At 55.7% G+C, this 22653-nt stretch carries 19 protein-coding genes; 12 read left to right on the forward strand and 7 right to left on the reverse strand.

Going from position 1 to position 22653, the window contains the following annotated elements:
* Positions 1 to 88: 88 nt before the first annotated feature.
* The 11 genes from dapB (at position 89) to folA (ending at position 14077) form a co-directional block, all read left to right on the forward strand.
* Positions 89 to 910 (forward strand): 4-hydroxy-tetrahydrodipicolinate reductase, encoded by an 822-nt coding sequence (gene dapB, locus C0560_RS03570; RefSeq protein WP_248859645.1) that lies wholly within the window; start codon positions 89 to 91, stop codon positions 908 to 910.
* A gap of 454 nt (positions 911 to 1364) precedes the next feature.
* Positions 1365 to 2513, forward strand: a complete 1149-nt coding sequence (gene carA, locus C0560_RS03575; RefSeq protein WP_102104569.1) for a glutamine-hydrolyzing carbamoyl-phosphate synthase small subunit — start codon at positions 1365 to 1367, stop codon at positions 2511 to 2513.
* Between the two features lie 18 nt (positions 2514 to 2531).
* Complete coding sequence (carB, locus tag C0560_RS03580) at positions 2532 to 5756, forward strand: carbamoyl-phosphate synthase large subunit (protein WP_100777685.1); 3225 nt, start codon at positions 2532 to 2534, stop codon at positions 5754 to 5756.
* A 208-nt stretch (positions 5757 to 5964) separates the two neighbouring features.
* Positions 5965 to 6198 carry a YgdI/YgdR family lipoprotein gene (locus C0560_RS03585; protein ID WP_100777684.1) on the forward strand — a complete coding sequence of 78 codons (234 nt, stop codon included), beginning with the start codon at positions 5965 to 5967 and terminating at the stop codon, positions 6196 to 6198.
* A 119-nt stretch (positions 6199 to 6317) separates the two neighbouring features.
* Positions 6318 to 8714, forward strand: a complete 2397-nt coding sequence (locus tag C0560_RS03590) for a DMSO/selenate family reductase complex A subunit (protein WP_248859646.1) — start codon at positions 6318 to 6320, stop codon at positions 8712 to 8714.
* The gene (locus C0560_RS03595) at positions 8701 to 9330 is read left to right on the forward strand and encodes a DMSO/selenate family reductase complex B subunit (protein WP_123429508.1); all 630 of its coding nucleotides are present in this window, start codon (positions 8701 to 8703) and stop codon (positions 9328 to 9330) included. Before C0560_RS03590 ends, C0560_RS03595 begins: the two co-directional genes overlap by 14 nt.
* Entirely contained in the window at positions 9323 to 10147 is an 825-nt protein-coding gene (locus tag C0560_RS03600) for a DmsC/YnfH family molybdoenzyme membrane anchor subunit (RefSeq protein ID WP_248859647.1), read from the forward strand. Before C0560_RS03595 ends, C0560_RS03600 begins: the two co-directional genes overlap by 8 nt.
* Positions 10147 to 10998 carry a 4Fe-4S binding protein gene (locus C0560_RS03605; RefSeq protein ID WP_248859648.1) on the forward strand — a complete coding sequence of 284 codons (852 nt, stop codon included), beginning with the start codon at positions 10147 to 10149 and terminating at the stop codon, positions 10996 to 10998. Before C0560_RS03600 ends, C0560_RS03605 begins: the two co-directional genes overlap by 1 nt.
* Positions 10999 to 11094: 96 nt before the next feature.
* Positions 11095 to 11625 (forward strand): glutathione-regulated potassium-efflux system oxidoreductase KefF, encoded by a 531-nt coding sequence (gene kefF / locus C0560_RS03610; RefSeq protein WP_100777679.1) that lies wholly within the window; start codon positions 11095 to 11097, stop codon positions 11623 to 11625.
* Entirely contained in the window at positions 11618 to 13483 is a 1866-nt protein-coding gene (kefC, locus tag C0560_RS03615) for a glutathione-regulated potassium-efflux system protein KefC (RefSeq protein WP_123429505.1), read from the forward strand. Before kefF ends, kefC begins: the two co-directional genes overlap by 8 nt.
* A 114-nt stretch (positions 13484 to 13597) precedes the next feature.
* Entirely contained in the window at positions 13598 to 14077 is a 480-nt protein-coding gene (gene folA, locus C0560_RS03620; RefSeq protein ID WP_100777676.1) for a type 3 dihydrofolate reductase, read from the forward strand.
* A 91-nt stretch (positions 14078 to 14168) separates the two neighbouring features.
* Here folA and apaH read toward each other — a convergent pair whose 3' ends face one another.
* The 6 genes from apaH to lptD are packed head-to-tail and all read right to left on the reverse strand — an operon-like array spanning position 14169 to position 20895.
* Positions 14169 to 15017: a bis(5'-nucleosyl)-tetraphosphatase (symmetrical) ApaH gene (gene apaH / locus C0560_RS03625; RefSeq protein WP_248859649.1), complete on the reverse strand. Its 849-nt coding sequence runs from the start codon at positions 15015 to 15017 to the stop codon at positions 14169 to 14171.
* 4 nt (positions 15018 to 15021) lie between these two features.
* Positions 15022 to 15399 (reverse strand): Co2+/Mg2+ efflux protein ApaG, encoded by a 378-nt coding sequence (apaG, locus tag C0560_RS03630; RefSeq protein ID WP_100777674.1) that lies wholly within the window; start codon positions 15397 to 15399, stop codon positions 15022 to 15024.
* Between the two features lie 3 nt (positions 15400 to 15402).
* Positions 15403 to 16224: a 16S rRNA (adenine(1518)-N(6)/adenine(1519)-N(6))-dimethyltransferase RsmA gene (gene rsmA, locus C0560_RS03635; RefSeq protein WP_100777673.1), complete on the reverse strand. Its 822-nt coding sequence runs from the start codon at positions 16222 to 16224 to the stop codon at positions 15403 to 15405.
* On the reverse strand, positions 16221 to 17207 hold the full coding sequence (pdxA, locus tag C0560_RS03640; protein WP_248859650.1) for a 4-hydroxythreonine-4-phosphate dehydrogenase PdxA: 987 nt from the start codon (positions 17205 to 17207) through the stop codon (positions 16221 to 16223). Before pdxA ends, rsmA begins: the two co-directional genes overlap by 4 nt.
* Positions 17207 to 18493, reverse strand: coding sequence for a peptidylprolyl isomerase SurA (surA, locus tag C0560_RS03645; RefSeq protein WP_123429502.1), 1287 nt, complete (start codon positions 18491 to 18493; stop codon positions 17207 to 17209). The genes pdxA and surA overlap by 1 nt, the downstream gene beginning before the upstream one ends.
* 53 nt (positions 18494 to 18546) lie before the next feature.
* Complete coding sequence (gene lptD, locus C0560_RS03650) at positions 18547 to 20895, reverse strand: LPS assembly protein LptD (protein ID WP_123429501.1); 2349 nt, start codon at positions 20893 to 20895, stop codon at positions 18547 to 18549.
* Positions 20896 to 21134: 239 nt separating this feature from the next.
* Between lptD and djlA the strand changes: the two genes are divergently transcribed.
* Positions 21135 to 21956, forward strand: a complete 822-nt coding sequence (gene djlA / locus C0560_RS03655; RefSeq protein WP_100777669.1) for a co-chaperone DjlA — start codon at positions 21135 to 21137, stop codon at positions 21954 to 21956.
* Positions 21957 to 21986: 30 nt separating this feature from the next.
* Here djlA and rluA read toward each other — a convergent pair whose 3' ends face one another.
* Positions 21987 to 22646, reverse strand: a complete 660-nt coding sequence (rluA, locus tag C0560_RS03660) for a bifunctional tRNA pseudouridine(32) synthase/23S rRNA pseudouridine(746) synthase RluA (RefSeq protein ID WP_248859651.1) — start codon at positions 22644 to 22646, stop codon at positions 21987 to 21989.
* Positions 22647 to 22653: the final 7 nt, after the last annotated feature.

Here is a 22653-nt window from a genome sequence, read left to right on the forward strand (position 1 = left end):
CTAATTATCGGCGTTTTAAGATAGCGGCTTCGTCACAGGCTGGTTAATCTGAAAACGATTTACATACTTTTAACGTAAGAGAATAACTATGCATGATGCACAGGTGCGTGTCGCGATAGCAGGCGCGGGTGGCCGTATGGGCCGTCAGTTAATTCAGGCAGCGCTGCAGTTAGACGGCGTTGCGCTTGGTGCGGCGCTGGAGCGCGACGGCTCCTCGCTTCTTGGAACGGATGCGGGTGAACTGGCGGGCGTGGGCAAGACGGGCGTAACCGTGCAAAGCAGTCTGGATGCGGTGAAAGACAATTTTGACGTGTTCATCGATTTCACGCGCCCGGAAGGGACGCTGCACCATCTGGCCTTTTGCCGTCAGCACGGTAAAGGAATGGTCATCGGCACCACCGGTTTTGACGACGCGGGCAAACAGGCGATCAAAGATGCTTCTCAGGAGATTGGGATTGTCTTCGCCGCTAACTTTAGCGTGGGCGTCAATGTCATGCTCAAGCTGCTGGAGAAAGCCGCGAAAGTGATGGGCGACTACACGGATATCGAAATTATCGAAGCGCACCACCGCCACAAAGTGGATGCCCCATCCGGTACGGCGCTGGCGATGGGCGAAGCGATTGCTTATGCACTTGATAAGGATTTAAAGGACTGCGCGGTCTATTCTCGCGAAGGGCATACGGGCGAGCGTGTTCCGGGCACGATTGGGTTTGCTACGGTGCGAGCGGGGGATATCGTCGGCGAACATACGGCGATCTTCGCCGATATCGGCGAGCGTGTGGAGATTACCCATAAAGCATCCAGCCGCATGACCTTTGCCAACGGCGCCGTGCGCTCGGCATTGTGGCTCAAAAATTTAGATAATGGTCTTTTTGACATGCGAGATGTGCTTAATCTTAACGATTTATAAGTGTTGTTACCCATCGTGATGTGGTTATTGCAGTCTTAATTGATTGATTGCACAGGGCAATATTTTATTGCCCTTTTATTTTGCCTGTTTGAAGTGGATTTCGTAATATTGTTGAGTAAAGTTACAGTTATCTCGCTTTTTTGTGTTATCGCACTGTAAATTTTGACCATTTGGTCTGGTTTTTGTTGTGCCACCTCAACAAATCTCACTAAACTCAGCGTACAAACGTTTTCTATCGTGATTTTGTTGATCTTTTTATGGCTTAAACTCCGTTAAATGCCAAAGCCGCGTAAAATAATAAACAAAAAAGCCATTTTGAGTTGACTTTACCCCTCTAAATCCCCAGAATGCCGCCGTTTGCCGAAAATCCGCGGGAAACAAATTTGCATTGATTCATAACGTCGTTGTGAATTAATATGCAGATAAAGTGAGTGAATATTCTCTGGAGGGTGTTTTGATTAAGTCAGCGCTATTGGTTCTGGAAGACGGAACCCAGTTTATCGGTCGGGCCATAGGGGCAACAGGTTCGGCGGTTGGGGAAGTCGTTTTCAATACTTCAATGACCGGTTATCAAGAAATCCTCACTGATCCTTCCTATTCCCGCCAAATCGTCACCCTTACTTATCCTCATATTGGTAATGTCGGCACCAACGAAGCCGATGCAGAATCCTCTCAGGTTCACGCGCAAGGTCTGATTATTCGCGACCTGCCGCTGATTGCCAGCAACTACCGCAATACTGAAGACCTCTCTTCTTACCTGAAGCGTCACAACATCGTGGCGATTGCCGATATTGATACCCGTAAGCTGACCCGTTTGCTGCGCGAGAAGGGCGCACAGAACGGCTGCATCATCGCAGGCGACAACCTGGATGCGGCACTGGCGCAGGAAAAAGCGAAAGCCTTCCCTGGCCTGAACGGAATGGATCTGGCGAAAGAAGTGACCACAGCGGAAGCCTACAGCTGGACCCAGGGGAGCTGGACGCTGGCAGGTGAACTGCCAGAAGCGAAAAAAGAAGACGAGCTGCCGTTCCACGTGGTGGCTTACGACTACGGCGCGAAGCGCAACATCCTGCGCATGCTGGTGGATCGCGGCTGTCGCCTGACAGTCGTTCCGGCGAAAACCCCGGCCGAAGACGTGCTGGCGATGAACCCGGATGGCATCTTCCTCTCCAACGGCCCGGGTGACCCGGCACCGTGTGATTACGCGATTGAAGCGATTAAACGCTTCCTCGAAACCGATATTCCGGTGTTTGGCATCTGCCTCGGCCATCAGCTGCTGGCGCTGGCGAGCGGTGCGAAAACCATCAAGATGAAGTTCGGTCACCACGGTGGAAACCACCCGGTGAAAGATATCGACAACAACACGGTGATGATTACCGCGCAAAACCACGGTTTTGCGGTGGATGAGGCGTCAATGCCCGCCAACCTGCGCGTCACCCACAAGTCGCTGTTCGACCATACCCTGCAGGGTATCCATCGCACCGACAAACCGGCGTTCAGCTTCCAGGGTCACCCGGAAGCCAGCCCTGGCCCGCACGATGCCGCGCCGCTGTTCGATCACTTCATCGAACTTATCGAGCAATACCGTCAGACCGCTAAATAATCAGGAGCCGAGAACACCATGCCAAAACGTACAGATATAAAAAGCATCCTGATCCTTGGCGCTGGCCCGATTGTCATCGGCCAGGCCTGCGAATTCGACTACTCCGGCGCACAGGCGTGTAAAGCCCTGCGCGAAGAGGGTTACCGCGTAATCCTGGTGAACTCTAACCCAGCCACCATCATGACCGACCCGGAAATGGCCGATGCGACCTACATCGAGCCGATTCACTGGGAAGTGGTGCGCAAAATCATCGAAAAAGAGCGTCCGGACGCCGTACTGCCAACCATGGGCGGCCAGACCGCGCTGAACTGCGCGCTGGAACTGGAGCGTCAGGGCGTGCTGGCGGAATTCGGTGTGACGATGATTGGTGCCACCGCCGACGCGATTGATAAAGCCGAAGACCGCCGCCGTTTCGACGTGGCGATGAAAAAAATCGGCCTCGACACCGCGCGCTCCGGCATCGCACACACCATGGAAGAAGCGCTGGCGGTTGCCGCTGACGTGGGCTATCCGTGCATCATCCGTCCGTCCTTCACCATGGGCGGCACCGGCGGCGGTATCGCTTACAACCGTGAAGAGTTCGAAGAGATTTGCGAACGCGGTCTGGATCTGTCCCCAACCAAAGAGCTGCTGATTGATGAGTCGCTGATTGGCTGGAAAGAGTACGAGATGGAAGTGGTGCGTGATAAAAACGACAACTGCATCATCGTCTGCTCTATCGAAAACTTCGATGCGATGGGCATCCACACCGGTGACTCCATCACCGTCGCGCCAGCCCAGACGCTGACCGATAAAGAGTATCAAATCATGCGTAACGCCTCGATGGCGGTACTGCGTGAAATCGGCGTCGAAACCGGCGGTTCTAACGTGCAGTTCTCCGTGAACCCGAAAAACGGTCGCCTGATTGTTATCGAAATGAACCCGCGCGTTTCACGCTCCTCGGCGCTGGCATCCAAAGCGACCGGCTTCCCGATTGCGAAAGTGGCGGCGAAACTGGCGGTAGGTTACACCCTCGACGAGCTGATGAACGACATCACCGGTGGCCGCACTCCGGCGTCGTTTGAGCCGTCTATCGACTATGTTGTGACCAAAATCCCTCGCTTTAACTTCGAGAAATTCGCGGGCGCAAACGACCGTCTGACGACCCAGATGAAATCCGTCGGCGAAGTGATGGCGATTGGCCGCACTCAGCAGGAATCCCTGCAGAAAGCGCTGCGTGGCCTGGAAGTGGGCGCAATGGGCTTCGACCCGAAAGTGAGCCTCGATGACCCGGAAGCGCTGACCAAAATTCGTCGCGAACTGAAAGACGCAGGCGCTGAGCGTATCTGGTACATCGCCGATGCGTTCCGCGCGGGCCTCTCCGTGGATGGCGTCTTCAACCTGACCAACATCGACCGCTGGTTCCTGGTGCAAATTGAAGAGCTGGTGCGTCTGGAAGAGAAAGTGGCTGAGATGGGTATCACCGGTCTCGACGCGGACTTCCTGCGTATGCTGAAGCGTAAAGGCTTTGCCGATGCCCGTCTGGCTAAACTGGCGGGTGTGCGTGAATCTGAAATCCGCAAGCTGCGTGACCAGTACAACCTGCACCCGGTCTACAAACGCGTGGACACCTGCGCCGCCGAGTTCGCAACTGACACCGCCTACATGTACTCCACTTATGAAGACGAGTGCGAAGCGAATCCGTCCGTAGACCGCGACAAAATTATGGTGCTGGGCGGCGGTCCAAACCGTATCGGCCAAGGCATCGAGTTTGACTACTGTTGCGTACACGCCTCTCTGGCGCTGCGTGAAGACGGTTACGAGACCATCATGGTCAACTGTAACCCGGAAACCGTATCGACCGACTACGACACCTCTGACCGCCTCTATTTCGAGCCGGTGACCCTGGAAGACGTGCTGGAAATCGTGCGCATCGAGAAGCCGAAGGGCGTTATCGTGCAGTACGGCGGCCAGACCCCGCTGAAACTGGCGCGTGCGCTGGAAGCAGCAGGCGTGCCGGTTATCGGCACCAGCCCGGATGCGATTGACCGCGCGGAAGACCGCGAGCGTTTCCAGCAGGCGGTTGACCGTCTGAAGCTGAAACAACCGGCGAACGCCACTGTGACCGCGATTGAAATGGCGGTTGAGAAGGCGAAAGAGATTGGCTACCCGCTGGTGGTGCGCCCGTCCTACGTGCTGGGCGGCCGTGCGATGGAAATCGTCTATGACGAAGCCGACCTGCGTCGCTACTTCCAGACGGCAGTGAGCGTCTCTAACGATGCGCCAGTGCTGCTCGACCGTTTCCTCGACGACGCGGTAGAAGTGGACGTGGATGCCATCTGCGACGGCGAAATGGTGCTGATTGGTGGCATCATGGAGCACATCGAACAGGCAGGCGTACACTCCGGTGACTCCGCATGTTCTCTGCCAGCCTACACCCTGAGCCAGGAAATTCAGGATGTGATGCGCCAGCAGGTGCAGAAGTTGGCCTTCGAGCTGCAGGTGCGCGGTTTGATGAACGTCCAGTTCGCGGTGAAAGACAACGAAGTTTACCTGATTGAAGTCAACCCGCGTGCGGCGCGTACCGTACCGTTCGTCTCCAAAGCCACCGGTATTCCGCTGGCGAAAGTGGCGGCGCGCGTGATGGCGGGTCAGACGCTGACCCAGCAGGGCGTCACCAAAGAGATCATCCCACCGTACTACTCGGTGAAAGAGGTGGTGCTGCCGTTCAACAAATTCCCGGGCGTTGACCCGCTGTTAGGGCCAGAAATGCGCTCCACAGGTGAAGTTATGGGTGTGGGTCGTACCTTCGCAGAAGCCTTCGCTAAAGCGCAGCTGGGCAGCAGCTCAACCATGAGAAAGCAGGGCCGCGCGCTGCTCTCCGTGCGTGAAGGGGATAAAGAACGTGTGGTTGACCTGGCAGCGAAACTGCTGAAACAGGGCTTTGAACTGGATGCCACCCACGGTACGGCTATCGTGCTGGGTGAAGCCGGTATCAACCCGCGTCTGGTCAACAAGGTGCATGAAGGTCGTCCGCACATTCAGGACCGTATCAAGAATGGCGAGTACACCTACATCATCAACACCACCGCAGGTCGTCAGGCGATTGAAGACTCCAAGCTGATTCGCCGCAGCGCGCTGCAGTACAAAGTGCATTACGACACCACCCTGAACGGCGGTTTCGCGACAGCCATGGCGCTGAACGCGGATGCCACCGAGAAAGTGATTTCGGTGCAGGAAATGCACGCGCAGATTAACAAGTAACAGTGTTGCAGGCCGGGTAAGGCGAAGCTGTCACCCGGCACGTTTTTGTTCGCGCAAGCCTCTGGCGGGTGGCGTTTCGCTTACCCGCCTACAATAAACGCCTCTTTGTTCCACTTCAGAGTCTTCTGGTTTTCCATCTCTCTTCAGTCAGTTAGCCTAAAATGGTTAGGTCGATAATTAAATTCAACTGAAAAGCAGGGAGAACACCATGCGAAATAAACTTCTGGCCACCTCAATTTTTGCTGCCGCAGCTCTCTTCACCGTTGCTGGTTGTTCATCTAACCAGGCAGTGGAAACCACGGATGGCAGAACCATCGTCACCGACGGTAAACCACAGGTCGATGACGACACCGGTCTGGTTTCCTATAAAAATGCACAAACCGGTAAAACCGAGCAAATTAACCGCGATCAGGTTAAGAACATGAGTGAATTAGATAACTAATTCTCATTCATTTTTTTTCTTACAGCGGCGCTTCGCCGCTGTATCTAATCCTTGACGAATATCAACCGTAATCCTTAGGAGGTAAGCGAGAATCACGCTCTGAAAAATGGAGAGTGATTATGGAAGAACATCAAAAAGCACCAGATAAGCAAGGTTTAGAAATTTCACGGCGTAACGTCCTCAAATCGGGTTCTTTACTCCTGACCCTTCCTTTTGTATCCCGCACTGCACGTTCCGCTGATGTCGCAGACACGACTGCCGTCGTGCCGGACTCACCGTCGATGGAAAAAGTGGTCGCAACCTGCAGCACCTTCGACTGCGGCGGAAAATGTGATATTCGCGCTCATGTTTCAGAGGGCGTTGTCACACGAATCACCACTCGCCCCGATAACGAACTCGATCCTGATATGCCGATTATGCGCGCCTGCGTGCGTGGTCGTGGATACCGTAAATTCGTCTATCATCCCGATCGTCTCAAATACCCGATGAAACGCGTGGGCAAGCGCGGGGAAGGGAAGTTCGAGCGCATCTCCTGGGATGAAGCCACGACGATGATTGCGGATAACCTCACGCGGATCACGGCGAAATATGGCCCGGCGTCGCGGTTTATGCATAACAATACCGCCACCAGCGGCGGGGCGTTTTCCGGCGACGGGATGATGAAACGCCTGCTGAATCTGACCGGCGGGTATCTCTCGTACTACCACTCCGTCAGCCTCGGAAATACCGTGGCGGCCACGCCGTACACTTACGGCATCGCGGCCAGCGGAAACTCCCTCGATACCCTGAAAGACACCCCGCTGGTGATCCTCTGGGGGCACAACCCTACCGAGACGATTTTTGGTCACACCAACCACTATTTCCAGCAGATGAAGCAAAACGGCACCCGCTTCATCGTGGTTGATCCCCGCTATTCTGACACCACGTCGTCGCTGGCGGATGAGTGGATCCCGCTGCTGCCGACGACCGACAATGCGCTGATGGATGCGATGATGTACGTCATCATCAGCGAGGATCTGCACGACAAAAACTTTATCGCTCGTTATACGCTCGGCTTTGACGAGGATTCGATGCCAGAGGGCGTTCCGGCGAATGAGTCGCTGATGGCCTATCTGATGGGGAAAAAAGACGGCGTGGTGAAGACCCCCGAATGGGCCGAGAAAATCACCCACGTTCCCGCGCAGACGATTCGCCAGCTGGCGCGCGATTACGCCACCACCAAACCGGCGGCGCTGATTCAGGGCTGGGGTCCGCAACGACATAACTGCGGTGAACGTACCGCCAGAGGCTCCACGCTGCTAGCCACGCTGACCGGTAATGTCGGCGTGATGGGCGGCTGGGCCGCGGGCTACGGCGGATGTGCCAACCGAAAATTCACCACCGGCACCGAAACGCTGGAGAACCCTGTTAAAGAGAGTATCTCGATCATGAACTGGGTCCAGGCGGCGGAAGATGCCAGTAAAGTCAGCCCGAACGATGGCCTGAAAGGGGCCGAGAAACTCAGCAGCAACATCCGCATCCTGTTCTCGCTGGCAGGTAACTATCTGGCGAACCAAAACCCGGACGTTAACCAGACGGTGAAAATGCTTGAGGACGAATCGAAAATCGAGTTTATCGTCGTCAGCGATCTCTACATGAGCCCCAGCGCGAAATATGCCGACCTGCTTTTGCCAGAAACCAGCTTTATGGAGCGCTGGAATATCGGTGAAACCTGGGGGACGGCAAATTATCTGGTGCTATCAGAAAAGCTCATCGATCCGGAGTTTGAGCGCCGTAGCGACTATGAGTGGCAGCGCGAAGTAGCGGCAAAACTTGGCGTGGAAGCGGAGTTCAGTCAGGGACGGGATGAGAAACAGTGGATCGAGCACATCTGGGAAAACACCCGGCTGTCGATGCCGGATGAACATCTCCCGACCTTTGAACAACTGCAGGTCCAGCGCCGTCATCTGTTTAAGAGCGCCCCATGGGTGGCCTTTGAGGAGAACATCCGCGATCCGGATAACCATCCTTTCCCGACGCCGTCCGGCAAGATCGAAATTTTTTCGAAGCGGTTGTATGACATGCAGCACCCGGAAATTCCGGCGCTTTCCCACTATGTGCCGGCGCACGAAGGGCCGGAAGATCCTTTAGCGAAGCAGTTCCCTTTGCAGCTCATCACCTGGAAAGGCAAAAACCGGGCGAACTCAACTCAGTACGCTAACCCCTGGCTGCAGGAGGTGCAGGCACAAAAACTGTGGATTAACCCACGGGATGCTGAGTCTCGCGGGATCGTGCAAGGCGACAAGGTGCGCATTCATAACGCACGCGGCGTGAGCCTGGTAGAGGCGGAAGTGACGCCGCGTATTATCCCAGGCGTCGTCGCTATGCAGGCTGGTGCCTGGTGGCAGCCCGATGCGCAAGGGATCGATCATGGCGGATGTGCCAACGTACTTAGCTCGTCGCGAATTACGGCGCTGGCGAAAGGGAATTCTCATCAAACCATGCTGGTGGAGGTAGCGAAGCATGAGTCAGTTTAAGGACTTTGCGCCCGTGAGCGATAAGCAGCTCGGGTTCTTTATCGATTCTTCACGCTGTTCCGGCTGCAAGGCCTGCCAGGTCGCGTGCAAAGATAAAAATAATCTGGACGTGGGGCGCCGTTTTCGCCGGGTTTACGAAGTGACTGGCGGCGGGTTTATGCCTACGGGGCAGGGAGGCATGCAGAATAATGTCTTCGCGTACACGCTCTCTATCTCCTGCAATCATTGCGCAGATCCTGTCTGTACGAAAAATTGCCCAACCACCGCGATGCACAAACGGCCTGGCGACGGCATTGTCAGGGTGAACACGGATAAATGCGTGGGCTGCGGATACTGCGCATGGTCCTGCCCTTACGGCGCGCCGCAGCTGAATGAGCAGACCGGACAAATGTCGAAGTGCGATTTTTGTGTGGATCTGCAGGCTAAGGGCGAGCAGCCGATCTGCGTTGCAACCTGCCCGCTGGGGGCAATTCAGTTCGGCCCGATTGAGGAATTACGCCAAAAATATGGCGACCTTTGCGATGTGAAGGGATTGCCTGATTCGGCGATCACGCAGCCAAACCTGGTGATCAAAGCGCATCAGGGTGCGGAGAAAAAGGAGAAGCCTCATGCATGAGTGGCCGCTATTAATGTTTACCCTGCTGCTGCAGGGGGCCGTCGGGCTGACGCTGTTTGTGAGCTTAAACCTGTGCGCTGGCACAACGCAGAGTCATTCCGCACGAATGCCAACGGAACGCACACGTATGCCGGTCTTTATCGTCTGCGTAATGGCCGGACTTGGCCTGCTGGCATCGGTATTCCATCTGGGGTATCCGCTTAACGCCTTCAATGCGCTGCGCCATTTCAGCAGCTCGTGGCTAAGCCGGGAAATCGTATTTGCCAGTCTGTTCCTGGCCGTCGCCGGGTTGGCTTTTTTGGCCTCGCTGATGAACGGTGCGCTGTGGAAAGTGCTGATGCCGTTGGCGCTGCTGGCAGGGCTGGTTGATGTGTTTTGCATGAGCCAAATCTACATGCATACTTCGGTGATCACCTGGATGCATGCTAACACCCTGGTCATGTTTTATGGCTCGGTCGTCATTGTCGGTGCGGTGGTGGCGAGTGCGGTGCTGCCTTTAGGTAATAGCTCCCTGACACGCTGGATGATGGGGCTGGTCGTGGCCGCCGTTCTCGTTCGATTACTGGCGCAAATGCCTTACCTGTCGTGGCTGGCCGGAGCCGGACTGACTGACGCGCTGACGTTCCCGCATCAGCCGCTGGAGGCGTTTCAGGCAACCGCACAGCTGCGTTTATGGGGCTGGAGCCTTTCTGTCGTCGGCATGCTGGCCTTTGCATATGGCGCACTTGGCCGGCGCCAGGTGTGGCTGTATGTAGGGGGCGTGTTACTGCTGGTAGCAGAAGTCCTGCTGCGCTTTGCGTTCTTTAGCATTCACTGATGTTTCGTTTTGCTTTCGCTGACTCCCCACCGCCTCCTGCGGTGGGCGAGTCATGTTTACGCCGCTCGCTTCGACGTGCAACCTGCCGTGCCTGCGTTGACACCTGTCCGGCAGGTGCGCTGAGTATCACCAGTGAGGGCGCGGCGCTGAACCAAGATCTTTGCCTGGGCTGTGGGCGTTGTCTGTTCGTCTGCCCCGTGGAGGCCATTGCGCACCTGGAGCCGCCCCGAAGACACCTCAGCGCGCAACGCTTAATCGCACCTTTCACATCCATTGCACCTGAAATCAATGAACTGTTGCCGTGGCATGTCCAGCATCATATTCGTGGCGTCGAAATCGATCTGGATGAACATCCTCACTGGGGCGTTGCTATCGCGGCGCTCAATTTAAAACTGCGCGAGCTGGATGAGCCAACCTGGCAAATTTATCCGCCGCAGCACGCGCCCCTCAATCGTGGGCGCCGCCGTTTGTCTGGTCTGGAGAAGGGCGTTTCGGTCGCGGTGGAGCTGCTTTCAAAGGCATTTCCGCAGTATCATCAGTTTTCGCTGCATCTCGACACTGAAACGTGTGTGGCCTGCGCGGCGTGCAGCCGGGTCTGTTCCCCAAAAGCCGTCGTGCTCAAGGCAGGTTCCTTTACCCTCGATGCCCGGCAGTGTCACGGCTGTAAAGCGTGCGAGGCGGTCTGCCCTGTCGATGCCATTTCCATCGCGCCTGCGACGGGGAGAGCGGCTCCTGTCGTTCACGCTCTGTTTGAGACGTCATGCCCGGCGTGCTCCCGCCCATTTTATGCCTGGCACCCGCAAGCGTCGCTGTGTCCGATTTGCCGCCAGCATCATCACGGAATGCGGTGACGTCTCTGTCATATTAACCGGGCTTATGTATCTCGTTTTTGTTTTACCGCCAATGGGATATGCTTGATCAGATGTTCCTCTCGTTAAGAGCTCCGAATGATTCTGATAATTTATGCGCATCCTTATCCGCAGCACTCGCACGCGAATAAGCGGATGCTTGAACAAGCCAGGGAAATCGACGGCGTTGAGATACGCTCCCTCTATCAACTCTATCCTGACTTCAACATCGATATCGCCGCCGAACAGGAGGCCATCTCCCGCGCGGATCTTATCGTCTGGCAGCATCCCATGCAGTGGTACAGCACGCCGCCGCTGCTCAAACTGTGGATCGACAAAGTCTTCTCCCACGGCTGGGCGTACGGGCACAACGGCCACGCGCTAAAAGGTAAAAGCCTGATGTGGGCCGTTACCACCGGCGGCGGTGAAAGCCATTTCGAAATCGGCGAACATCCAGGGTTTGAGGTGCTGTCTCAGCCGCTGCAGGCGACGGCAATCTACTGCGGATTGCAGTGGCTGCCGCCTTTCGCCATGCACTGCACCTTTGTCTGTGACGACGAAACACTACAGGCACAGGCGCGTCACTATAAACAACGTTTACTCGACTGGCAGGAGCACCACCATGGATAGCCATACGCTAATACAGGCGCTGATCTACCTGGGGGCCGCTGCGCTGATTGTTCCGGTTGCCGTGCGTCTGGGGCTGGGATCGGTTCTCGGCTATTTGATTGCCGGTTGCGCCATCGGCCCGTGGGGGCTGGGGCTGGTCACGGACGCTGAGTCCATTTTGCACTTCGCTGAGATCGGCGTAGTGCTGATGCTGTTTGTCATTGGTCTGGAACTCGATCCGCAGCGTCTGTGGAAACTGCGCGCCTCGGTATTCGGCGGTGGCGCACTGCAGATGATCGCCTGCGGCGCACTACTGGGCGGCTTCTGTATGCTGCTCGGGATGGACTGGAAGGTGGCCGAGCTTATCGGGATGACCCTTGCGCTCTCCTCGACGGCGATTGCCATGCAGGCGATGAATGAGCGTAACCTGACGGTTTCCCAGATGGGGCGCAGCACGTTTTCCGTTTTACTGTTCCAGGATATTGCCGCCATTCCGCTGGTGGCGATGATTCCGCTGCTGGCGGCGAGCGGTTCGTCCACCACGCTGGGGGCTTTTGCCCTGTCGGCGCTAAAGGTGGCGGGCGCGCTGGCGCTGGTGATTTTGTTAGGGCGCTATGTGACCCGTCCGCTGCTGCGCTTTGTGGCTCGATCCGGCCTGCGCGAAGTGTTCAGCGCCGTGGCGCTGTTCCTGGTCTTCGGTTTTGGTTTGCTGCTTGAGGAGGCCGGTCTGTCGATGGCGATGGGCGCTTTCCTGGCGGGTGTGCTGCTGGCCAGCTCCGAATACCGACATGCGCTTGAAAGCGATATCGAACCCTTCAAGGGCCTGCTGCTGGGGCTGTTTTTCATCGGCGTCGGGATGTCTATCGACTTTGGGACGCTGGTGACGCACCCGCTGCGCATTCTCATTCTGCTGGCCGGTTTCCTGGTGATCAAAATGGGGATGTTGTGGCTGATCGCCCGTCCGCTGAATGTGCCGAATAAACAGCGCCGCTGGTTTGCCGTGCTGCTGGGGCAGGGGAGCGAGTTCGCCTTCGTGGTGTTTGGCGCGGCGCAGATGGCGAACGTGCTGGATACGGAGTGGGCGAAAGCGCTGACGCTGGCAGTGGCGCTGTCGATGGCCGCCACGCCGATTCTGCTGGTGCTCCTGACGCGTCTTGAACAATCAGGCAGCGGGCAGGATCGCGAAGCCGATGAGATTGACGAAGAACAGCCGCGGGTGATTATCGCCGGGTTTGGCCGCTTCGGGCAGATCGCCGGCCGTTTGCTGCTCTCCAGCGGTGTGAAAATGGTCATTCTGGATCACGATCCCGACCATATCGAAACCCTGCGTAAATTCGGTATGAAGGTATTCTACGGCGATGCGACACGTGTCGATCTGCTGGAGTCCGCCGGAGCGGCGAAAGCCGAAGTGCTGATCAATGCGATTGACGATCCGCAGGCCAGCCTGCAGTTAGCTGAACTGGCCATGGAGCATTTCCCTAACCTGAAAATCATCTCCCGGGCGCGCGACGTGGACCATTACATCAAGCTGCGTCAGGCGGGGGTGGACGCGCCAGAGCGTGAAACATTCGAAGGGGCGCTAAAATCCGGGCGTATGGCGCTGGAAGGTTTGGGGCTTGGCGCCTATGAAGCGCGTGAGCGCGCCGATCTGTTCCGTCGTTTTAACACCGATATGGTCGAAGAGATGGTTGAGATGGCCGATGATGATTCTACGTCCCGCGCCGCCGCCGTGAAACGCACCAGCGCGATGCTGACAGAGATCATCAACGAAGACCGTAATCACCTGTCGTTGACCCAGCGTCACGGTTGGCAAGGCACGGAAGAGGGTAAACATACTGGCGATCCGAAGGATGAGCCAGAGAGTAAACCTGTCGCGTGAAGAGGAGTTGCCAGCAATATTGAAATATTTCCCGTTCTTTACTCTGCCGCCAGTCGACGAAAGATTAAGCTTTCCGTATAGTGGCGGCAATTTTTTGCATCCGGGAAATTTTCAATGATCAGTCTGATTGCAGCGCTGGCGGTAGACCGCGTTATCGGTATGGAAAACGCCATGCCGTGGAACCTGCCTGCCGATCTGGCATGGTTTAAACGCACCACGCTAAACAAGCCGGTAGTGATGGGCCGCCTGACCTGGGAGTCAATCGGTCGCCCGCTACCGGGTCGTAAAAACATCGTTATCAGTAGCCAGCCGGGCACGGACGATCGCGTTGAATGGGTAAAATCCGTCGACGACGCGATTGCCGCCTGTGGCGACGCGGAAGAGATTATGGTGATTGGTGGGGGACGTGTTTACGAGCAGTTCCTGCCAAAAGCACAGAAGCTCTACCTGACCCACATTGACGCAGAAGTGGAAGGGGATACGCATTTCCCTGACTACGATCCTGACGAGTGGGAATCTGTCTTCAGCGAATTCCACGACGCTGATGCGCAGAACTCGCACAGCTACTGCTTCGAAGTTTTAGAACGTCGTTAAGTCTTATTCCCCGGTGGCGCTTCGCTGACCGGGGTTTTACGACCTGAACATAAGCCGGATAAGGCAAAGCCGCCACTATCCGGCATTAATATCAGGAGGCAACCGCCTCGCCATCCCCTAAATCCAGATGCCGGTTCGACGGCTGCACAAAATAGTGCTTATCTTCCCAGCGCAGGCAGGTTAAATCTCCGCCCCAGCAGCATCCCGTATCCAGCCCGTAAATGTTCTCCGGCGTGCCTTTGCCTTCCAGCGATGCCCAGTGGCCAAACACAACGCTGTACTCATCCGTCACCGGGCCAGGAATGGCAAACCAGGGTTTTAGCGGCGCAGGGGCGTTTTCCGGCGTGTCTTTGCAGTACATATCCAGCTGACCGTTCGGGAAGCAGTAGCGCATGCGGGTAAAGGCATTGGTCACGAAGCGCAGGCGCGCCAGACCGCTTAACTCCGGGCTCCAGTTGTTCGGCATATCACCATACATCGCGTCGAGGAAGAACGGATAGGAGTCGCTTGCCAGCACCGCTTCGACGTCACGCGCGCACTCTTTGGCGGTCTGCAGATCCCACTGCGGGGTGATCCCGGCATGGGCCATAACCAGTTTTTTCTCTTCGTCGACCTGCAGCAAAGGCTGACGACGCAGCCAGTTGAGCAGCTCGTCGGCATCGGGTGCTTCAAGCAGCGGCGTGATGCGGTCTTTAGGCTTGTTGCGGCTGATTCCGGCAAACACCGCCAGCAGATGCAGATCGTGATTGCCCAGCACCACACGCACGCTGTCGCCCAGCGATTTGACGAAGCGTAAGACATCCAGCGACCCAGGGCCGCGCGCCACTAAATCGCCCGTCAACCAGAGGGTGTCTTGTCCAGGCGTAAAATCGACCTGTTTTAGCAATGCGATCAGTTCATCGTAGCAACCGTGAACGTCGCCAATGAGATATGTAGACATTTTTTTAGTGAATGAATGTAGGAACGGCGAGACGGAAAACAGGCACGGCAATACGGAAGGTATTGCCGTCTGGATCGACCATTTCATAATGGCCTTGCATGGTGCCCATCGGTGTCTCTATGACGGCACCGCTGGTGTACTGATACTCTTCGCCAGGGGCGATGTGAGGTTGTTCTCCCACCACACCTTCACCCTGGACTTCAATTTCACGGCCATTGCCGTTGGTGATAAGCCAGTAGCGCCCGAGCAGTTGCACAGGCATCCGCCCCAGATTGCGAATGGTTACGGTGTAAGCAAAAACAAAACGCTCGTCGTCCGGTGTGGACTGAGACTCGACGTAAACGCTTTGCACCTGAACACATACGCGGGGCGAATCAATCATGGCTTAGCTCTCCTTTGGCGGTGCGTTGTCGCTGATGTAATTAGCCAACTTACAGTACTGCTCAACGGAAATATTTTCCGCACGCATTGCCGGATCGATACCTAATTCGGTCAACACCTCAACGGTAAACGAGTTACCCAGGCTGTTGCGAATCGTTTTACGGCGCTGGTTAAAGGCCTCCGTGGTGATGCGGCTCAGTACGCGCAGCTCTTTGACCGGGTACGGCATCACGGCATGGGGGACCAGACGCACTACCGCAGATTCCACTTTTGGCGCCGGGGTAAAGGCGGTCGGTGGCACTTCGAGTACCGGGATAATCTGGCAATAGTATTGCGCCATTACGCTTAATCGACCATACGCTTTACTGTTCGGCCCTGCAACCAGTCGGTTGACGACCTCTTTTTGCAGCATGAAGTGCATGTCTGCAATGGCATCAGTATAGCTAAACAGATGGAACATCAGCGGCGTAGAGATGTTATACGGCAGGTTACCGAACACGCGCAGCGGCTGGCCCAGCTTCTCGGAGAGCTCGGCGAAGTTCATGGTCATGGCGTCCTGCTGGTAAATCGTCAGCTTAGGACCGAGGAACGGATGCGTTTGCAGACGGGCCGCCAGATCGCGGTCCAGCTCGATAACCGTCATTTCGTCGAGGCGTTCACCCACCGGCTCGGTCAGCGCGGCAAGGCCCGGACCGATTTCGACCATCGCCTGGCCTTTTTGTGGATTAATGGCGGAAACGATGCTTTCGATAACGAATTGATCGTTAAGGAAGTTTTGCCCGAAGCGTTTGCGGGCTAAGTGGCCCTGATGGACTCTAGTATTCATTGAGTATTAACAATCATTTTGATGGCGAGATTAAGCGCCGTAATAAAACTGCCGACATCCGCTTTGCCTTTTCCTGCCAGATCCAGCGCAGTACCGTGGTCAACGGACGTTCGAATAAAGGGTAAACCGAGCGTGATGTTCACGGCGCGGCCAAATCCCTGGTATTTTAGCACGGGCAGGCCCTGATCGTGGTACATCGCGAGCACAGCATCCGCACTATCAAGATATTTAGCCTGGAAAAGGGTATCAGCCGGCAGCGGCCCGCTGAGATTCATCCCTTTGGCGCGCATCTCTTCCAGCACCGGAATGATGGTTTCGATCTCTTCCGTGCCCATATGCCCGCCTTCACCCGCGTGGGGATTCAGCCCGCAGACCAGAATATGCGGCGCTTTGATACCGAATTTGGTTTGCAGATCGTGATGCAATATGGTGATGATGTCGCGCAGCAGAGCAGGCGTGATCGCCTCTGCAATGGCTTTCAGCGGCAGATGGGTCGTCACCAGCGCGACGCGCAGTTCGTCCGTCGCCAGCATCATGACCACATTGTCGCTGTGGGAGCGCGCTTCAAAGAATTCCGTGTGGCCAGTAAACGGCACACCCGCATCGTTAATCACGCCCTTATGTACCGGACCGGTAATCAACGCGGCAAATTCACCGCTCAGGCAACCATCACAGGCGCGCGCCAGCGTATCGACAACGTAGTGCCCGTTTTCGGTGTTGAGCAGGCCTGGCTGCGCAGGGGCACGAAGAGCAACAGGGAGAAGCGTTAAGGTACCCGCCTGCTGTGGAACAGGCGTTTGGCTGGCGTCGTAAGGCAGGAGCGTTAAAGGCAGACCGAGCCATTCAGCCCGGTCTTTTAACAGTGTTGCATCAGCACAGACGACCAGTTCCACCGGCCAGCTCTGTTGTGCAAGCTGGACGACGAGGTCAGGACCAATCCCGGCGGGTTCGCCGGGAGTGATAACAACACGATGTTGTTTCATTAGTTGCTCAGTATTTTCACGTAAGCGCTGGCGCGTTGTTCCTGCATCCAGGTCGCCGCTTCTTCAGAGAATTTACGGTTGAACAGCATACGGTAGGCTCTGTCTTTCTGGGCCGCGTCGGTTTTATCCACGTTGCGAGTATCCATCAGTTCGATTAAGTGCCAGCCGAAGGAGGAGTGAACCGGGGCGCTCATCTGGCCTTTGTTCAGCTTCATCAGCGCATCGCGGAAGGCAGGATCGTAGATATCCGCAGCCGCCCAGCCCAGATCGCCGCCCTGATTCGCAGAGCCGGGATCCTGAGAGAACTCTTTCGCCGCATTGGCGAAGGAGGTTTTACCGCTCTTAATATCGGCAGCAATCTGCTCCAGTTTCACGCGCGCCTGGTCGTCGGTCATAATCGGTGACGGCTTAAGCAGGATGTGGCGAGCATGCACTTCCGTGACGGAAATACTCTGGCTCTGACCGCGCATATCGTTCACTTTCAGAATATGGAAGCCGACACCGGAGCGGATAGGACCGATGACATCGCCTTTCTTCGCAGTGCTCAGCGCCTGCGCAAAAATAGACGGCAGCTCCTGAATACGACCCCAGCCCATCTGGCCGCCTTTCAGCGCCTGCTGGTCAGCGGAGTAGCTGATCGCCAGTTTGCCGAAGTCACCGCCGTTACGCGCCTGATCCACGATAGAACGTGCCTGGCTTTCCGCTTCAGCAGTCTGATCGGAAGTCGGGTTTTCTGGCAGTGGAATCAGAATGTGGCTCAGGTTCAGTTCGGTGCTGGCATCATTCTGGTTGCCCACCTGCTTCGCGAGTTGATCCACTTCCTGCGGCAGGATCGATACGCGGCGACGCACTTCGTTGTTGCGCACTTCAGAGATCAGCATCTCTTTGCGGATCTGGTTGCGGTAGGTCGCATAGCTGATCCCATCGTAGGCCAGACGGCTGCGCATCTGATCGAGGGTCATGTTGTTTTGCTTAGAAATGTTGGCGATCGCTTCATCGAGCTGCTGATCGGTCACCTTCACACCCATTTTCTGACCCATCTGCAGCACGATCTGATCCATGATCAAACGCTCGAGGATCTGATGACGCAGCGTCGCGTCATCTGGAAGTTGCTGACCTGCTTCACCCGAATTGAGCTTCACAGATTGCATTAAGCCATTTACGTCGCTTTCAAGTACTACACCGTTGTTCACCACGGCGGCGACTTTATCAACAACCTGTGGCGCGGCAAAGCTGGTGTTCGCAACCATAGCGATACCGAGCAGCAGCGTTTTCCAGTTCTTCATACTTTTTCCATTTCAATTAACCGCAAAGCGGATGGCGTTGTAAATCAAGCACATTACAAGGAACTACGATATGGCAGAATGTTCGAGCGCAGCATCTGCTGCGTGCCCAGGCCGTAGTTGGAACTCAGGCCGCGCAATTCGACATTGAAGCCAATGACGTTATCGTATTTGCTCTGATTATTGTCGGTATTCCAGCCGTTAAGTTTGCGCTCGTAGCCTACGCGAAGCGCATAACAGCAGGAGTTGTATTGCAAGCCAACCATCTGATCCGCAGGCTTGCTGGTGTTCGTGTCAAAGTAGTAGGCGCCCACAATGGACCAGCGATCGGCGATCGGCCAACTTGCGGCACCACCCACCTGCGAAATACCGTCTTTATACTGTTCGACGTTGGCGTAGTTTGGCAGCGTCGCCTGAATATATTCCGGGCTGGCGTAACGGTAAGTCAACTGCACCATCCGGTCTTCATCACGACGATACTCAACGCTTGCGCTGCTGGTGGCGACGTTATCCAGACGTGTATCGTACTGCAGGCCACCGCGCAGACCCCAACGATCGGTCATGCGCCAGTAGGTATCACCAGCCCATACCAGGGCACCCGTTTTATTGTCTTTCTCCCAGTTAATGTCGTCATCACCGGTACGTGCTTCAGTGAAGTAGTAGATTTGACCAACAGAAACGTTAAAACGTTCAACCGCAGCGTCATCATATACGCGAGTCGTGACGCCGGTTGTCACCTGGTTCGCGGAAGCAATACGGTCAAGTCCGCCATAGGTACGATCGCGGAACAGACCGCTGTAGTCGGACTGGAGGAAAGAGGAGTCGTAGTTCTGGATTTTGCTCTGATCGCGATACGGCACATAAAGGTACTGCATGCGCGGTTCCAGCGTTTGGGTATAGCCGTTCGCCAGGTTCATATCACGTTCGAAAATCAGCTTACCGTCCATTTTGAACTGTGGCAGCACACGGTTAACGGACTCTTCGAGATCGGTGTTGTAGCGATTGTTGTACCAGTCCAGATTCTTCTGCTGATAGTGGGTAGCCATCATCTTGGCTTCGGTATTGAGGCTAGCCCAGTCGTTAGAGAGTGGCAGATTAATGGTCGGTTCAAGGTGTACACGGGTCGCTTCTGGCATATCGGAATTGGTATTCACGAAGTGCACGGCCTGAGCATAAACGCGGGTATCAAACGGACCGACGTCATTCTGCGTCCAGTTCACGTCCAGCTGTGGCTCAGCGCCGTAGGTGCTACGCGTTTGGTTGCTGAAGACCTGGAACTGCTTGGTAGAAACCGTGGCGTTGAAGTTCTGATTCGCGTAACCGACGCTGAATTTCTGCGTCGCGTAGCCATCGGTACTTGAACCGTACTTGGAATCAAAATCGTTAAAGTAGTAGGGATCACTGACTTTGGTGTAGTCGACGTTGAAACGCCAGACCTGATCCATTACACCCGAGTGCTGCCAGTAGTATAACCAGCGGTGGCGATCGCCCTCGGTCGGGTGCTCATCGCTAAACACTTTATCCGATGGCAGGTAATCCAGTTCCATCAGACCTGTACCCGCTTTGGTCAAATAGCGGAACTCGTTCTGCCACTGAATATTGCCGCGCTTATGGATGTAGTGCGGCGTAATCGTGGCGTCCATGTTCGGCGCGATGTTCCAGTAGTACGGCAGGTAGAACTCAAAATAGTTCGTGGTGCTGTACTTGGCGTTCGGGATCAGGAAACCTGAACGACGCTTATCGCCGACCGGCAACTGCAAGTAGGGGCTATAAAACACCGGCACCGGGCCGAGTTTAAAGCGCGCATTCCAGATTTCAGCCACCTGCTCTTCGCGGTCGTGGATCACTTCGCTACCGACGACGCTCCAGGTGTCAGAACCTGGAAGACAAGAGGTGAAGGAGCCATTCTCCAGAATGGTGTAGCGGTTTTCACCGCGCTGTTTCATCAGGTCTGCTTTACCGCGTCCCTGGCGACCCACCATCTGGTAATCACCTTCCCAGACATTGGTATCTTTGGTATTCAGGTTTGCCCAGCCTTTCGGACCTTTCAGGATGACCTGATTGTCGTCATAGTGCACATTGCCCAGAGCATCGACTGTGCGAACCGGCTCTGCCGCGCCCTCAGGCTGCTTTTGATGCAGCTGGACTTCGTCCGCCCGCAGACGGCTGTTGCCCTGATTAATATCGACATTGCCCGTAAATGTCGCGTTATCCGGATAATTGCCACCGGCATGGTCGGCATTAATCGTGACGGGCAAGCTATTGGTATCACCCTGCACCAATGGGCGATCATAGCTTGGGATGCCAAGCTTACACTGTGAGGCGAGATCGGCAGCCATGCCCTGTTGACTGTACAGAGCGGCGGCGATCATGGTGGCCAGGAGGGTGGGGATACGTTTTTTCATACGTTATATTTAGTGTTCCGTCATCAGTGGCTACGGCTTACAAACGCTCAGAGACTATCTTACTCATCTGCGCAGTGCCAGCGTTAATCCTGCCCGTTTACGAGTCAGAGTGTTAGGCTCGCTATCGAATGACGAGTATGATAATGCAAATTATAGGCGATGTCCCTCAATTGACCGTGGCTCGACCACTGAGATGATGGAGTTGCGTCGAATCAGGACTATGACCATACGGGGAGTCTATGCAGTATTGGGGTAAAATTATTGGCGTCGCATTCGCTTTGTTGATGGGCGCAGGGTTTTGGGGCATCGTTTTGGGCCTGATTATCGGGCATATGTTCGATAAGGCGCGCAGTCGTAAAATGGCCTGGTTTGCTAACCAGCGCGAGCGTCAGGCGCTCTTTTTTGCGACCACCTTTGAGGTGATGGGGCATTTAACCAAATCGAAGGGACGCGTCACCGAAGCAGACATTCAAATTGCCAGCGTATTTATGGATCGCATGAGCCTGCACGGCGAGTCCCGCGTGGCGGCACAAAATGCGTTTCGTATCGGTAAGGCGGATAACTATCCGCTGCGCGAGAAAATGCGTCAGTTCCGCAGCATCTGTTTCGGACGCTTTGATTTAATTCGGATGTTTCTGGAAATCCAGATTCAGGCGGCGTTTGCGGATGGGTCACTGCACCCTAACGAACGCGACGTGTTGTACGTGATTGCCGAAGAGTTGGGTATCTCCCGCATGCAGTTCGACCAGTTCCTGCGCATGATGCAGGGCGGCGCGCAATTTGGTGGCGGCTATCAACATCAGCAGCAGTCTGCTGGCGGTGGCTGGCAGCAGGCACAGCGCGGCCCGACGCTGGAAGATGCGTGTAACGTACTGGGCGTGAAAGCGACCGACGATGCGACCACCATTAAACGCGCCTATCGCAAGCTGATGAGCGAACATCATCCGGATAAACTGGTGGCGAAAGGGTTACCGCCAGAGATGATGGAAATGGCGAAGCAGAAAGCGCAGGAAATTCAGAAAGCGTACGAGCTCATTAAAGAGCAGAAGGGCTTTAAATAAGCGTAAGCCCGGCACCCGCCGGGCACTACGTTAAAAATCGGCAGGGGCTGTAAACGTCATCAGATTGCCGAATTCCGGATGCGTTATCGTCAGCATCTGAGCGTGTAATTGCAGACGCGGCGCCATTGCGAGCGCTTCCGGGGTGGCGTAAAAACGGTCCCCCAGAATCGGATGGCCCAGCGCCAGCATATGCACGCGCAGCTGATGCGAACGGCCAGTAATCGGTTTGAGCAGAATACGCGCGGTGTTATCCGCAGCGTAATCCAGCACCTCATACTCGGTCTGCGCCGCCTTGCCGGTTTCAAAACAGACTTTTTGCTTAGGCCGGTTCGGCCAGTCGCAAATCAGCGGTAAATCCACCAGACCTTCCGCCTTTTCCGGGTGTCCCCAGATGCGCGCGACATACTGTTTCTTCGGTTCACGATCGCGGAACTGGCGCTTTAACTCGCGCTCAGCCGCTTTCGTCAGAGCCACCACAATCACGCCGCTGGTCGCCATATCCAGGCGATGCACGGATTCTGCCTGCGGATAATCGCGCTGTACGCGCGTCATCACGCTGTCTTTGTGCTCCTCCAGACGTCCCGGCACGGACAACAGGCCGCTGGGCTTGTTGACCACCATAATGTGTTCATCCTGATACAGAATGACCAGCCACGGGTCCATCGGCGGATTGTAGGTCTCCATGATCATGTCGCGC

The organism is Lelliottia sp. AC1, from assembly GCF_023278595.1.
GTDB classification, from domain to species: Bacteria; Pseudomonadota; Gammaproteobacteria; order Enterobacterales; family Enterobacteriaceae; genus Enterobacter; species Enterobacter nimipressuralis.

What these genes read in the sequence shown, in the direction of transcription:
- dapB (WP_248859645.1), top strand. Translation starts at nt 89, where the DNA reads ATGCATGATGCACAGGTGCGTGTCGCGATAGCAGGCGCGGGTGGCCGT.
- carB (WP_100777685.1), top strand. Translation starts at nt 2,532, where the DNA reads ATGCCAAAACGTACAGATATAAAAAGCATCCTGATCCTTGGCGCTGGC.
- C0560_RS03585 (WP_100777684.1), top strand. Translation starts at nt 5,965, where the DNA reads ATGCGAAATAAACTTCTGGCCACCTCAATTTTTGCTGCCGCAGCTCTC.
- C0560_RS03590 (WP_248859646.1), top strand. Translation starts at nt 6,318, where the DNA reads ATGGAAGAACATCAAAAAGCACCAGATAAGCAAGGTTTAGAAATTTCA.
- C0560_RS03595 (WP_123429508.1), top strand. Translation starts at nt 8,701, where the DNA reads ATGAGTCAGTTTAAGGACTTTGCGCCCGTGAGCGATAAGCAGCTCGGG.
- C0560_RS03600 (WP_248859647.1), top strand. Translation starts at nt 9,323, where the DNA reads ATGCATGAGTGGCCGCTATTAATGTTTACCCTGCTGCTGCAGGGGGCC.
- C0560_RS03605 (WP_248859648.1), top strand. Translation starts at nt 10,147, where the DNA reads ATGTTTCGTTTTGCTTTCGCTGACTCCCCACCGCCTCCTGCGGTGGGC.
- kefF (WP_100777679.1), top strand. Translation starts at nt 11,095, where the DNA reads ATGATTCTGATAATTTATGCGCATCCTTATCCGCAGCACTCGCACGCG.
- kefC (WP_123429505.1), top strand. Translation starts at nt 11,618, where the DNA reads ATGGATAGCCATACGCTAATACAGGCGCTGATCTACCTGGGGGCCGCT.
- folA (WP_100777676.1), top strand. Translation starts at nt 13,598, where the DNA reads ATGATCAGTCTGATTGCAGCGCTGGCGGTAGACCGCGTTATCGGTATG.
- apaH (WP_248859649.1), bottom strand. Translation starts at nt 15,017, where the DNA reads ATGTCTACATATCTCATTGGCGACGTTCACGGTTGCTACGATGAACTG.
- apaG (WP_100777674.1), bottom strand. Translation starts at nt 15,399, where the DNA reads ATGATTGATTCGCCCCGCGTATGTGTTCAGGTGCAAAGCGTTTACGTC.
- rsmA (WP_100777673.1), bottom strand. Translation starts at nt 16,224, where the DNA reads ATGAATACTAGAGTCCATCAGGGCCACTTAGCCCGCAAACGCTTCGGG.
- pdxA (WP_248859650.1), bottom strand. Translation starts at nt 17,207, where the DNA reads ATGAAACAACATCGTGTTGTTATCACTCCCGGCGAACCCGCCGGGATT.
- surA (WP_123429502.1), bottom strand. Translation starts at nt 18,493, where the DNA reads ATGAAGAACTGGAAAACGCTGCTGCTCGGTATCGCTATGGTTGCGAAC.
- lptD (WP_123429501.1), bottom strand. Translation starts at nt 20,895, where the DNA reads ATGAAAAAACGTATCCCCACCCTCCTGGCCACCATGATCGCCGCCGCT.
- djlA (WP_100777669.1), top strand. Translation starts at nt 21,135, where the DNA reads ATGCAGTATTGGGGTAAAATTATTGGCGTCGCATTCGCTTTGTTGATG.
- rluA (WP_248859651.1), bottom strand. Translation starts at nt 22,646, where the DNA reads ATGATCATGGAGACCTACAATCCGCCGATGGACCCGTGGCTGGTCATT.